Source organism: Faecalibacterium sp. I4-1-79 (genome assembly GCF_023347235.1).
Taxonomy (GTDB): domain Bacteria; phylum Bacillota; class Clostridia; order Oscillospirales; family Ruminococcaceae; genus Faecalibacterium; species Faecalibacterium tardum.
Genome location: NZ_CP094467.1, coordinates 1466202 through 1479066, shown reverse-complemented (window position 1 = coordinate 1479066; position 12865 = coordinate 1466202). Strand labels below are relative to the sequence as shown.

Below are 12865 nucleotides of genomic sequence, written 5' to 3'. Positions count from 1 at the left end.
AGCGTCCTCGTTCCGTGTAAAAGTTTTTTAAATGCCCGCCGCTTGCGCTCTGGGCATAATTAGCGGGAGCCCTATTTGAAGAATAAGCCCGGAAAGTCTGCGGACTTTCCGGGCTTAAATCTTCATGGGAAGGACACAGCCAAATACGGCATCTGTTTTAATGTACGCTGGCAAGCTCCTTTACAGGGCGGCCGGTACGGGTCATTTCAATCTTGCGGGATTTATCGTAGCAGTAGCGGATGATGGCCTGCCGCCGCACAATGCCGATGAAAATGCCCCGGTCATCCACCACCGGGACGAAGTTCTGGTTCATGGCGGCTTCCACCAGTTCATCCATGCTGGTGGTCACCGTGACGGCTTTGTAGTCCCGCTTATGCGCAAACTCTGAGATGGGAATGTCCTCGGCCGCTTCCAGATCCAGACCATGGTATTTTTTCAGTCCCCACAGGATATCGCCCTCGGTTAGCGTGCCCACATATTCGCCCTTGCGGTTCAGCACCGGAATGGAGGCGTAGCGGTTGTTTTCCCACTTTTCCAACGTCTGCCGGAGGGTAAAGTCATCGTAAACGTACATCAGATCCTGCTTTGGGGAAAGAAAAAAGAGAATGTTCATGCCAACAACTCCTATCGCATTTTTTGCAGGCAATACCTGTTGGAACGGTCTGTCTGCGCTATGTAATGTGCCGTGCGTCCGGCGTATTCCGGGAAGTATCATGGGAAAAGGGGGCTGGCAGCCCCTTTTCTTCTCTGTTTCTATTTTAGCACTTTTTCATAGACAAAGAAAGCCAGACAAGGAAGCTTTTATAATTTATTCACAGATTGTTTTTCTTCATTTGTCATACTTTCCGTTTTGATAGGTTCCGCACAGCCTGCCTTCAGCATACCACGCCCGCTGCGCAAAGCAGCGCGAGGGCTGTCGAGGGCAGTTCTCCCTTTTTTCTTTACCAAAATGATGCAAAAGGAGCGCAAAAAGCAGTAAATCCAACAATTTGAACTGTACAACCACGGTGCAAAGTTGTATAATAGGGTGGGTGTTTATCTGAGGCAAGTTTCGTTTTGCGCAGCCAATACCCCCGACCCTTGCGTGTATTTTTATGAAAAATAACATAAAGGAGCAGAGCGACTATGATCACTTCCCGTTTCCCGCTTGGGAATGTCAGCTTTACTGATGGGTATTTTTCCACCCTGGTGGGTGAAGCCACCAAACAGTGCTACGGCGTTGCTGCCATGGCTCCCCGTAATATGACTGACGCTGTGAAAAGCATGGTATACGGTTCCGATTACCCGGAAAAGGGTGTGCGCGTGACCCAGCAGAATGGGCGTCTGGTCATCGAGCTGCACATTGCCGTCAGCTACGGCCTGAACATTTCCACCGCCGCCCGCAGCATCTCCCACCGCGTCAAGGACGAGGTGGAGCAGGCCACCGGGCTGAAGGTCGCCCGCGTGGTGGTGTCCGTGGATGACGTCATCGCCTGATTTGTCTGCAAACTCGAGCCGGGATTTTCCGGCCAGATACTAAGGAGTAAAAACAATGATTTCTGGTAAGATCCTGCGCGACGCCATCATTTCCGGCGCCAACAACATCAACAACCAGCGTTCCCGCGTGGACGAGCTGAACGTTTTCCCTGTGCCGGATGGCGACACCGGCACCAACATGGGCATGACCGTGGGCGCTGCCGTGCGTGAGCTGGAAGCTCTGGACGACAGCTGCACCGTGGGCGAAGCTGCCAAGACTGCTGCTTCTGCCATGCTGCGCGGTGCGCGCGGCAACTCCGGCGTTATCACCAGCCTGCTGTTCCGCGGCTTTTCCAAGGCTTTGGAGGGCAAAAAAGAGGCTGACGCTGCCGATATCGTGGCCGCCCTGCAGAAGGGTGTTGAGGGCGCTTACAAGGCCGTGATGAAGCCCACCGAGGGCACTATCCTGACCGTTGCCCGCGTGGCCTCTGAGGAAGCCGCTGCCAGTGATGCTGCCGATGTGCCCGCCCTGTGGGACGTGGTGCTGACTGCCGGTCAGAAGGCACTGGAGGACACCCCCAACCTGCTGCCCGTGCTGAAGAAGGCCGGCGTTGTGGACGCAGGCGGTCAGGGCATTATGGTCATCTTTGAGGGCATGGGCAAGGTGTTCCATGGCGAGGACATGATTGCCGGTGGCGAGGCTTCCCCCAACAAGGCAAAGCTGTCCACCGAAAATGCCGGTAAGGGCGTGTTCACTGACGACCTGATGAAGGTGGAGGACATTACCAACGGCTACTGCACCCAGTTCCTCATCAATAAGTACGAGGGTGCCAGCGCCGCCAAGATGCGCGCCTTTGCAGAGTCCAACGGCGACAGCGTGGTCTGCATTGAGGATGACGATGTCATCAACCTGCACGTTCACACTGCCGACCCCGGCAAGATCCTGAGCGAGGCCATCAAGTACGGCTATCTGACCAACTTCAAGATTGAGAATATGCACGAGCAGTTCCTTGCCCGCCAGAAGCAGGGCAAGAGCCTTGAAAAGCAGGCTTCTGCCGAGAAGGCTCCCTCTCAGGCCAGCGAGTTCATCTACGCTGCCGTGGATCCCAGCCGCGACTACGGCTTTGTGGCTGTTGCCGCCGGTGAGGGTCTGAAGGCTGTGTTCACCGATCTGGCAGCAGATGCCGTGGTGTCCGGCGGTCAGACCATGAACCCCTCCACTGAGGACATTCTGGCAGCCATCCAGAGTGTGCCCGCCAAGACTGTGTTCGTGCTGCCCAACAACAAGAACATCATCATGGCAGCCGAACAGGCGCAGAAGCTGGCCGACCGTCAGGTAGTCGTGCTGCCCACCCGCACCGTGCCCATGGGCATTACCGCACTGCTGAACTTTGACCCCTCTGTGAACGCCGAGACCAACACCATCAACATGATGGCTGCTGCCGACAAGGTATCCACCGGTCTGATCACCTACGCCGCCCGCGACAGCGAGTATGACGGCAAGCGCATCCGCAAGGGCGAGATCATGGCGCTGGAGAACGGCAAGATCGTTTCCACCTCCACCGATATCACCAAGGCCACCTACCGTCTGGCACGCAATATGTGCAAGAAGGATTCCAGCTTTGTCACCATTATTTCCGGCTGTGACGTGAGCGACGAGGATGCCGAGAAGGTTACCGAGATCGTCAAGGCAAAGTGCCCCAACCATGTGGAGGTAAGCCACATCCGCGGCGGCCAGCCCGTTTACTACTATATGATCAGCGTGGAGTAAGTGCTCCCCTGCTCTGATTCGTATCACTGCAAATAAAAATCTCCGCATTGGGTAATCACACCCAGCGCGGAGATTTTTTCTTTATGAATATTTCAGAAAAAGCTCACCTGACTGCTCTCGGGCAGGTCGCCCAGTGCGCCCACCTGACGCAGACGGTCCAGAATGCTGCTGCCCACGCCGGAAGCCTGCTGCAACTCCTCCACCGAGATATATTCCTCTCCGTGGATAGTCACCCGTTCCAGCGCCTCGGCAGCTGCACCGCCGAGACCCTTCAGGGCGCTGAAGGGCAGACGCACCTTGTCGTCCTCCACCACATACTTGGAACCGCGGCTCTTGCCCAGCTCGATGGGCAAAAACTCGTACCCGCGGCTCAGCATCTCGTTGACCAGCTGCAAGCTGACCAGCACGTCCTCGTCCTTGGCGTTCTTTTCCTCCTTCAGACGGCGCTTGACCGCCTCCATGTGGGCACGCGCCACGGCAGCACCGCCTATGGCGGCTTCGTAGTCGATATCGTCGCCGCGCACGGTAAAGTACACCGCATAGAAGGCCTGCGGCTTGTAGATCTTGTACCACATCAGGCGGATGGCACTCATCAGATAGGCCACAGCATGGGCCTTGGGGAACATATACTTGATCTTACGGCAGCTCTCGATGTACCAGTCCGGCACCTCATGCTCCCGCATGGCTTCCTCCCAGCCCGGCTGGAAGCCACCCTTAGCCACCTTGCCCTTACGCACGGCTTCCATGATATCAAAAGCCATCTTGGGTTCCAGCCCCTTGCGCAGCAGGTACAGCATAATACTGTCACGGCAGCCGATGACCTCTGCAATGGTGCAGGTGCCGCTGCGGATCAGCTCGTCCGCGTTGCCCGTCCACACGTCCGTGCCGTGGGACAGACCGGAGATCTGGATCAGCTCCGAGAAATTCTTAGGCCGTGCTTCCACCAACATTCCGCGCACAAAGTTCGTGCCCATTTCCGGGATGCCGAAGGTGCCGGTCTGGCTGTCGATCTGCTCCGGGGTCACGCCAAGCGCTTCCGGGCTGGTCAGCAGGCTGTACACCTTGGGGTCGTTCATGGGGATGCTGTCTACCGAGATGCCGGTGTATTCCTCAAAATACTTGTAGAAGGTGGGCATATCGTGGCCCAGCTCGTCCAGCTTGAGCAGGGTGTCGTGCAGATACTTAAACTCGAAGTGGGTGGTCAGCAGACCGCCCGCCACGTCATCCGCCGGGTGCTGGATGGGGCAGAAATCGTAGATCTCGTAGGTGTCCGGCACGACCACCATGCCGCCGGGGTGCTGGCCGGTGGTGCGCTTGACACCGGTGCAGCCCAGCGTCAGGCGGTTTTCCTCGGCGTGGTTCACGGTGCGCTGCCGCTCGTCCAGATATTTTTTAACGTAGCCGTAGGCCGTTTTATCCTGAATACCGGACACCGTACCGGCCTTGAACACGTTGGCCTTGCCGAACAGTTCCTCGGTGTAGCGGTGCACATTAGACTGGTACTCGCCGGAGAAGTTCAGGTCGATATCTGGTTCCTTATCGCCGTAGAAGCCGAGGAAGGTCTCGAAGGGGATGTCGTGGCCATCCACAAGCATCCGGGTGCCGCACTGGGGGCAGTTTTTGTCCGGCAGGTCAAAGCCGTCGTCCACGCTGCCGTCGGTGATAAACTCGCTGTGCTTGCACTTGGGGCAGCGGTAGTGGGGCGGTAGACTGTTCACCTCCGAGATGCCGGAAAAGTGCGCCACGGCGGAGGAGCCGACAGAGCCACGGCTGCCCACCTGATAGCCGCCCGCATTGGAGTAGGCCACCAGCTTGACCGCAATGACGTACAGAACCGCATAGCCGTGGCCGCAGATGGAGTCCAGCTCCTTTTGCAGCCGCTTTTCCACGATCTCAGGCAAGGGGTCGCCGTAATCCCGCTTGGCGTGCTCCCATGTGGCATCGCGCAGCTGCTGCTCTGCGCCCTCGATGCTGGGCGGGTAGGTGCCCCGGGGGATGGCACGCACATTATTGTCGATCATGGCGGCGATCTTGCGGGGATTCTTTACCACCACCTCGTAGGCCTTTTCCTTGGGCAGATAGTAGAACTGCGCCAACATATCCTGCGTGGTGCGGAAGAACAGCGGCGGTTGATTATCGGCATCCTTAAAGCCGTTGCCTGCCTGCAGTACAGCGCGGTAGATCGCATCCTCCGGCTCGGTAAAGTGTACGTCGCCGGTGGCGATGACCGGCTTGTGCAGATCCTCGCCCAGCTTGATGACGGTACGGTTGAATTCCTTGATCCGCTCCTCGCTGTCCACCTTGCCGTCCCGCACCATATAGGCGTTGTTGCCCAACGGCTGGATCTCAAGAATATCGTAGTAGGCGGCGATCTTTTTCAGCTCCTCGTAGCTGGTGCCGTCCACAATGGCGCGGTACAGCTCGCCTGCCTCACAGGCGCTGGTGAGCAGCAGGCCGTCCCGGTACTTGTTCAGCAGGCTGCGGGGCACGCGGGGCTTTTTGAAGAAGTAGTTGACATGCGCCTCGCTGACGATTTTGTACAGGTTCTTCAGACCCATCTGATTCTTGACCAGAATGATGAGGTGGTAGTACTTCTTTTTCAGCACCTCGCGGTTGCCGCCCAGACCGGTGTTGATCTCGCTGACCTTCGTTACCTCTTTTTCCGCTAAGTCGTTCAGCATCACGCAGAAGATGCGTCCCAGTGCAGCGGAGTCCTCGCAGGCGCGGTGCGCCTCATAGGTAGGCAGCTCCAAATGCTTGTTGATCGTGCCCTGTTTATAGTTGTGCAGGCCGGGGTACATGGTCTGCGCCATGGTCAGAGTGTCGATATAGGTAGGCTCCAGCTTGATGCCGCTGCGCTTAGCAGCTGCCCGCAGAAAGCGCATATCAAAAGCGTGGACGTTGTGACCCACCAGAATGCGGTCGCTGGCAAAGGCAAGGAAAGCTTCCAGCGCTTCCTTTTCGCCGGGGGCATCCGCTACCATCTCGTTGGTGATGCCGGTCAGCTCGGTGATCTTGGGGGTGATGGGCTTGCCGGGCTTGACAAAGGTATCAAACTCCTCCACCACCTCGCCATTGCGGATGATGACCGCGCCAATCTCGGTAAGGTACTCTACCCCGGGGTCAAGGCCGGTGGTCTCGGTATCGAACACGCAGAACTCGCCGTCCAGCGGCTGATCCTTTATGCCATAGACGCAGGGCACCATGTCGTCCACAAAATAGGCTTCGCACCCGTAGATGAGTTTGAAATCCGGGTCCTTTTTGTGGATGTCATCGGCTGCCAGCATAGCTTCCGGGTAGCCCTGACACACGCCGTGGTCGGTGATGGCAATGGCGGGGTGTCCCATGCGGTGCGCCAGCTTGACGATGCCGCCGGGGTCGCAGAAGCCGTCCATGCTGGAAAGCTTGGTGTGCAGATGCAGCTCCACCCGCTTTTCCGGGGCGGTATCCTCTCGCTTTTTGCGCTCCACGATCAGCACATCGTAGGGGTATACGATGTAGTCGTGCTCGTATTTATCGTAGGAACAGTCGCCACGCACGATGACCGTGCTACCCTTGCCGATGCCCTCCCACTTGGAGCAGTCCTCCCCTTCCTGTGCGCGGACCTTCAGATTGATAGATCCGGTATAGTCGGTGATGGACACAGTATAGATCTTGCGGTAGTTGCCCTTGACCTCGGTAAAGAACACATCGCCCCAGATCATGCACTTGCCGCCCTCGCCGCCCAGATCCTTGAGGGGGGTAAGGTTTTTGGGGGTGAACATTTTGCCGTGGAAGATGGTGACCGGCTTGTCGGTAAGGTTGAGCCCCTCCACCTTGATAGACGGTGCAGTGTTCTTTTTCTCAAATTTGACCACCGGCGGTGCGATCTTGCGCTCCAGCTTTTCTTCCATCTGCTGCTGCTCGGCCGCAGTCACCGCGCTTTGCAGCGTCACCTTTGGGGTAACGCCGGTGTGCTCGGCAATGCGCTTGGCAAGCAGTTCTTCAAAGCCCATCTCCTGCAAAAACTTTGTACCGTGGCACACCCCCACCGTGATGTTCTGCCCGGTGATAGTAATGCTGCTCCTGTCCAGAAAGCCGTTGATGGGCACACCGTCCCGCTTCATGTCCTCCAGCAGGATGCGCAAAGCGTGCTCGTCCAGCATGGCATAGCCGAACAGGTTTTTGATCTTCAGTTCAAAGCCTTCATAGTCCGGCTGCAGGGAAGCCAGCAACCGGGCGCAGAGGTTCTGATCCAGCGGGGCGGCGCTGCGCAGGGTAAACTCGACCTGCCGCTCCTGCCGCAGCATCCGGGCGTGCTCCACGATCACCTGCCCGAAACAGGCCGCGAAATCCGGGTCCGCCATAAACTGCGGCCACAGCTGGGAAACAAGTGGTTTCACAAATGGTACTCCTTTTTGGTGGGTTCTTTACAACACAAACTGCCGCACCCGTTTTTGCAGGTGTGGCAGTAGTGAAAAGAATGCTTACAATTTATAGATCTCGTCCATGAACTGATCCAGAATGTTATCGCCGGTCAGCTTTTTGATGGGCTGGCCGTGGATGAACAGCACGGCCTCGCCCTTGCCGCCTGCAATGCCGATATCGGCTTCGCGGGCTTCGCCGGGGCCGTTGACAACGCAGCCCATCACGGCCACCTTGATGGACTTTTTATAGCCCTGCAGCCGCTTTTCCACTTCGTTGGCGATCTCGGTACAGGGGTACTGGGTGCGTCCGCAGGTGGGACAGGTGATGACCTCCGGCCCGGTAACGGGGAAGCCCACGGCGCGCAGGATGTTGAAGCCTGCCTCCACCTCTTTTTCCGGGTCTGCAGCCAGCGACACGCGGATGGTGTCACCGATGCCCTCCAGCAGCATACCGCCGATACCCATGCCGCTTTTCAGCAGACCCATCTGGTAGGTGCCGGCCTCGGTGACGCCCACATGGAGCGGGTAGTCGGTGACGGCGCTGAGCTGACGGTAGGCTTCCATCATGCGGGGTACGTTGGAGTTTTTGATGGAGATGACGATGTTATTGAAATCGAACTTTTCCAGCAGGCGCACATGGTACAAAGCGCTTTCCACCATGGCTTCCGGGGTGGGTGCGCCGTAGCGGGCCAGAATGTGCTTTTCCAGACTGCCGCCGTTGACGCCGATGCGGATGGGGATGTTCTTCTGCTGGCAGGCATCCACCACCGCCTTTACCCGGTCGTCATCGCCGATGTTGCCCGGGTTGATGCGGATCTTATCCACACCCACGTCCGCGCAGGCCAGCGCGGCCTTGTAGTCAAAGTGGATATCCGCCACGATGGGGATATTCACCGCGTTTTTGACGGCCTCGATGCACTTTGCATCTGCCGGGCTGGGACAGGTCACCCGCAAAATCTGACAGCCAGCGGCTTCGCACCGCTTAGCCTGTGCCACATTGCCCTCGATGTCCTCCACCGGCACATTGAGCATGGTCTGCACCGCAATGGGGTTGCTGCCGCCGATGGTCACATTGCCGATCTTCACTTCACGTTTTTTCTGCCGCATAAGGGTTCCCCTTTCTTATACTGTCCCGGTAATAAGCCGGAGAATATCGTTGTAGGTTGCAAAGATCATCAGCCCGAACAGCAGCCCGAAGGTTGCAAGGGTGAGCACGCTTTGCAGCTTTTCCGGCACAGCATGGCCGGTAACGCCTTCAATGACCAAAAATACCACCTTGCCGCCATCCAGCGCCGGGAATGGCAGCAGGTTGAGGATGCCAAGGTTGACGGTGATGAGCGCCAGCATCTCCAGCAGATCCTGCCAGCCGTAGCTGGCGGCCTGCCCGATGGCCGATACGATGCCCACCGGGCCGGAGAGGTTGTTGATGCTCTCCCGCCCGCGCACTAAGTCCACAAGGGAGGTGAACACGATGCGCCCATAGTACAGCACGCTGTTGCCTGCCTCCCGCAGCACATTGCCGGGGGTCTTTTCCAGCCCGTAGACGGAAAAGCCGATGCTCATGTGGGTCTCGCCCTTTTCGTCCTGCCATGTGTCAAACTGTACCCCCGGCAGCTGCACCTTTTGGCCGTCCCGCAGGACGGTAAAATCTGCGCTGTAAGACCGGGTGCGCACCAGCTCGTACAGGATATCATTGGCCACAAAGCAGCGGCGGCCGTTCACCGCCAGAACCTTGTCCCCCGCCTGCAGGCCGGTCTGCCCGCAGAGGGCACCGTCCTGAATGGCGTAGATGGTCTTGCTGGTGATAGGCTCATTCTGGGCGGCGATCAAAAACACCAGCACCACAAAGCCCAGCACGAAATTCATGACAGCACCGGCTACCATGACCAGTGCCCGCTGCCACACCGGCGCTTCATTCAGGGGGACGCCAGTGGGCTGCACAGATGCTTCGGTCTCCTGGGCGGGCTGCTCCTGCACAGTATGGGCAGCTTCTGCCTGCTGGCTTTCGGGGCTTTCCTCCCCTTCCAGCGCTACAAAACCGCCCACAGGCAGGGCACGCAGACTGTACTGGGTGCCCTTATGGTTCTTTTTCCAGAGCACCGGCCCCATGCCGATGGAAAACTCGTTGACCTGAATGCCGCAGAGCTTTGCCACAGTAAAATGCCCGAACTCGTGGATGGCGATCACCGCACTGAACACGAGCAGTGCGGCAAGAATGGTGATAATAAATGACATTCGTTCTCCTATATCGTCCCGGGGCCATTACAAAAACAGCGCCAAGGCGTATATTGCTGATAAAGCGTTACAGGTGTGCCCGCACGAATGCGCGCGCCATGCGGTCGCACTCGTATACGTCTGCCAGCGTATAGTCGCCGCCAAAGCTGTCGCTATCCACAACAGCCTCCACCAAGCGGCCGATATCCAAAAAGCCGATCTTGTCCTCAAGGAACAGCTTAACGGCTTCCTCGTTGGCACCGTTGGCGGCGCAGGGGCCAAGACCGCCCTTGCGAATGGCCTTTTTGCAGGCGGCAAGGCAACGGAAGGTCTCTTCATCGGCCACGTCGAAGGTGAGCAGCTTCAGGGTGGTAAAGTCCAGCTCCGGCACTACGCCCGGCACACGCTTGGGGTAGGTCAGGGCGTACTGGATAGGGATGCGCATATCCGGCACACCCAGCTGCGCGATGATCGAATTATCGCTGAACTGCACCGCAGAGTGGACGATGCTCTGGCGCTGCACCACGATCTGAATTTTTTCCGGGGGCAGACCGAAGAGCCATACAGCCTCGATCAGCTCCAGACCCTTGTTCATCAGGGTGGCGGAGTCGATGGTGATCTTCGCGCCCATATTCCAGTTGGGGTGCTTGAGCGCGTCTGCCCGGGTCTTGCCGCGCAGCTGCTCGGTGGTCATGCCGAAAAAGGGGCCGCCGGAGGCTGTGAGCAGAATTTTGGTCAGGCTGGGGGCGCTCTCCTTATCCTGCAGGCACTGGAAGATGGCAGAGTGCTCGCTATCTACTGGAAGCAGCTGCACGCCGTGCTTTTCCACAGCCTGCGTGACCAGATGACCGCCGGTGACAAGGCTCTCCTTGTTGGCCAGTGCCAGATCGTGGCCGCTTTCGATGGCGCACAGGCTGGCACCAAGGCCGGCAATACCCACCACGCTGTTCAGCACCACATCCGGGCCGTCCAGCGCGGCCAGCTCCTTCAGCCCCTCCGGGCCGGTGAGCAGCTTGGGCGCATTTGCCCGGCCTGCCAGCGCAGCGTCCAGCTTTGCGGCGGCATCCGGGTCGGTCATGCAGACGTATTTCGGGTGGAATTCCTCGATCTGCTGCAAGATCTTTTCCACATGGCTGTGGGCAGAAAGGCCGTAGACCTCGTACCCTTGAGCGCGGATGACATCCAGACTCTGGGTACCGATGGAACCGGTAGAGCCCAGCAGCGTAATTTTTTTAGACATGATAGATTCCTCCCTGTATCAGGCGTAGAACACGGCGGTGATGACCATGGTCACGAAGGGCGCGATGAACATCACACTGTCAAAGCGATCCAGAATGCCGCCGTGACCCGGGAAGATGGTGCCGTAGTCCTTAATGCCGCACTGGCGTTTGACCACACTGGCAAACAGATCGCCGTAGATGCCCAGCACCGCAGCGATGCAGCCCAGCAGTGCGATAATAACATACATAGAAACGCCGATATTAGAGCGGGTAAAGGCTTCCATGCGGTTTGCCGCAATAGAGTAGATGAGGGTAGCGACCACGCCGAACACCATGGTGCCCAGCACGCCGCCGATGGCACCCTCTACCGTCTTTTTGGGGCTGACCACCGGGCACAGCTTATGCTTGCCAAAGGCGCGGCCTGCAAAATAGGCACAGGTATCGCCGCCCCATGCAAAGCAGAGGATGAGTAGGATGAAGAAAACCGCATCATAGCCGAATTTTTCCACCGGCAGACGCTCCTTGAGCTGGATAAAAGAATAGAAGCAGAAGATCACGATGCCCGAAAACACCAAAAGACCGCTGGCCTTCTGGTAGCTGATGGTGCCGTTGCGCACCACCAGATAGATGGCAAAAAAGGTGACCAGCACAAAAGACATGGGCATGACCAGCTTGCGCATGGCGCTGTAACTGGAAAGCATGACCAGCAATGTGTAGGGTACCAGCACTGCGTACATGAGCCAGTCCTTTTTTTCAAAGCCGAGGGCGCTGTAAATCTCGTGGATGGCGATCAGGGTGATGGCTGCGATCACCAGATTGAACACCATGGTGTTGAAGGTAAACATCACGCCAATGAGCACCAGAATGCCCACGATCGCAGTAATAATGCGTGTTTTCATAGGTTTGATCTCCTTTGTTCTTCCGGCAGCAGCCCCTTGCAGGGCAACGCATTCCGACCCGAGGAAGTACCGGGTCTGTCGGGTCTGCACCATAGGTGCAGGGTTTGCAATACGGACAGCGGGCCGCTCAGATGCCGCCGAACCGGCGGCTGCGGTGGTTGAACTCCTCAATGGCGGTGTCCAAATCGGCGCGGGTAAAGTCCGGCCAGAGCACATCCATCTCCACCAGTTCCGAATAGGCGGCCTGCCAGAGCATGAAGTTGGACAGCCGCTTTTCACCGCTGGGACGCAGGATAAAGTCCGGGTCCTTCTGTCCGGCGGTGTACATGGCATCGCTCATCATCTGCTCGTTGATGTCCTCGGGGCGGATCTCGCCTGCCGCGGCCTTTGCGGCCAGCTGCTGCGCCGCCCGCACGATCTCCGGGCGGCCGCCGTAGTTGATGGCGATGTTCAGGGTCATGCCGGTCTTGCAGGCAGAGTCCCCTTCCAGCTCGTTCATCATCTTTTGCAGCTTTGGGTCCAGCGCAGTACGGTCGCCCAAAAATTTGATGCGGATATTGCGGTTCTTATAGTCAAAGCCCTCGATGAGGTACTGGGCGAACAGCTTCATGATGGCACCCACCTCTTCCAGCGGGCGCTTCCAGTTCTCGGTGGAGAACGCGTAGAAATACACCGATGCTACGCCAAGCTCATCGCAATAGTTGGCAATATCCTTGAACACCGCCGCACCCTTCTTATGTCCTGCGGTGCGGGGCAGACCGCGGTTTTTCGCCCAGCGGCCATTGCCGTCCATGATGATGCCGATAGAAAGCCCCTCGGCAAATTCTTTGGGGTGTGCCATTTATACCTCCCGGCAGCAGGGCTGCCCTGCAAAAAGTGCCGCGCACCTTTCACCAGCGC

The 12865-nt window shown here is 57.9% G+C and carries 9 protein-coding genes; 2 read left to right on the top strand and 7 right to left on the bottom strand.

Annotated elements, in window-relative coordinates; all coding sequences use genetic code 11:
* Positions 1-157 precede the first annotated feature (157 nt).
* Complete coding sequence (locus MTP36_RS07260) at positions 158-613, bottom strand: CBS domain-containing protein (RefSeq protein WP_055185182.1); 456 nt, start codon at positions 611-613, stop codon at positions 158-160.
* 512 nt (positions 614-1125) lie between these two features.
* Between MTP36_RS07260 and MTP36_RS07255 the strand changes: the two genes are divergently transcribed.
* Together MTP36_RS07255 and MTP36_RS07250 are read left to right on the top strand one after the other, a co-directional pair.
* Positions 1126-1476 (top strand): Asp23/Gls24 family envelope stress response protein, encoded by a 351-nt coding sequence (locus MTP36_RS07255; RefSeq protein ID WP_055185180.1) that lies wholly within the window; start codon positions 1126-1128, stop codon positions 1474-1476.
* A 55-nt stretch (positions 1477-1531) separates the two neighbouring features.
* The gene (locus MTP36_RS07250) at positions 1532-3226 is read left to right on the top strand and encodes a DAK2 domain-containing protein (protein WP_097779764.1); all 1695 of its coding nucleotides are present in this window, start codon (positions 1532-1534) and stop codon (positions 3224-3226) included.
* A 92-nt stretch (positions 3227-3318) separates the two neighbouring features.
* Here the strand turns inward: MTP36_RS07250 and MTP36_RS07245 are convergent, their stop codons facing one another.
* From MTP36_RS07245 to uppS, 6 genes are all read right to left on the bottom strand, one after another.
* Complete coding sequence (locus MTP36_RS07245; RefSeq protein WP_442900289.1) at positions 3319-7572, bottom strand: PolC-type DNA polymerase III; 4254 nt, start codon at positions 7570-7572, stop codon at positions 3319-3321.
* 120 nt (positions 7573-7692) lie between these two features.
* Entirely contained in the window at positions 7693-8739 is a 1047-nt protein-coding gene (ispG, locus tag MTP36_RS07240; protein WP_097779763.1) for a flavodoxin-dependent (E)-4-hydroxy-3-methylbut-2-enyl-diphosphate synthase, read from the bottom strand.
* 15 nt (positions 8740-8754) lie between these two features.
* Complete coding sequence (locus MTP36_RS07235; RefSeq protein ID WP_249254288.1) at positions 8755-9867, bottom strand: M50 family metallopeptidase; 1113 nt, start codon at positions 9865-9867, stop codon at positions 8755-8757.
* Positions 9868-9934: 67 nt separating this feature from the next.
* On the bottom strand, positions 9935-11086 hold the full coding sequence (gene dxr / locus MTP36_RS07230) for a 1-deoxy-D-xylulose-5-phosphate reductoisomerase (protein WP_112121744.1): 1152 nt from the start codon (positions 11084-11086) through the stop codon (positions 9935-9937).
* Positions 11087-11104: 18 nt separating this feature from the next.
* On the bottom strand, positions 11105-11965 hold the full coding sequence (locus MTP36_RS07225) for a phosphatidate cytidylyltransferase (protein ID WP_249254287.1): 861 nt from the start codon (positions 11963-11965) through the stop codon (positions 11105-11107).
* Between the two features lie 127 nt (positions 11966-12092).
* Positions 12093-12806 carry a polyprenyl diphosphate synthase gene (uppS, locus tag MTP36_RS07220; RefSeq protein ID WP_117930162.1) on the bottom strand — a complete coding sequence of 238 codons (714 nt, stop codon included), beginning with the start codon at positions 12804-12806 and terminating at the stop codon, positions 12093-12095.
* Between the last annotated feature and the right edge of the window lie 59 nt (positions 12807-12865).

Coding starts and splice junctions, on each gene's coding strand:
- MTP36_RS07260 (WP_055185182.1), bottom strand. CDS start 613: ATGAACATTCTCTTTTTTCTTTCCCCAAAGCAGGATCTGATGTACGTT.
- MTP36_RS07255 (WP_055185180.1), top strand. CDS start 1,126: ATGATCACTTCCCGTTTCCCGCTTGGGAATGTCAGCTTTACTGATGGG.
- MTP36_RS07250 (WP_097779764.1), top strand. CDS start 1,532: ATGATTTCTGGTAAGATCCTGCGCGACGCCATCATTTCCGGCGCCAAC.
- MTP36_RS07245 (WP_442900289.1), bottom strand. CDS start 7,572: ATGGCGGACCCGGATTTCGCGGCCTGTTTCGGGCAGGTGATCGTGGAG.
- ispG (WP_097779763.1), bottom strand. CDS start 8,739: ATGCGGCAGAAAAAACGTGAAGTGAAGATCGGCAATGTGACCATCGGC.
- MTP36_RS07235 (WP_249254288.1), bottom strand. CDS start 9,867: ATGTCATTTATTATCACCATTCTTGCCGCACTGCTCGTGTTCAGTGCG.
- dxr (WP_112121744.1), bottom strand. CDS start 11,086: ATGTCTAAAAAAATTACGCTGCTGGGCTCTACCGGTTCCATCGGTACC.
- MTP36_RS07225 (WP_249254287.1), bottom strand. CDS start 11,965: ATGAAAACACGCATTATTACTGCGATCGTGGGCATTCTGGTGCTCATT.
- uppS (WP_117930162.1), bottom strand. CDS start 12,806: ATGGCACACCCCAAAGAATTTGCCGAGGGGCTTTCTATCGGCATCATC.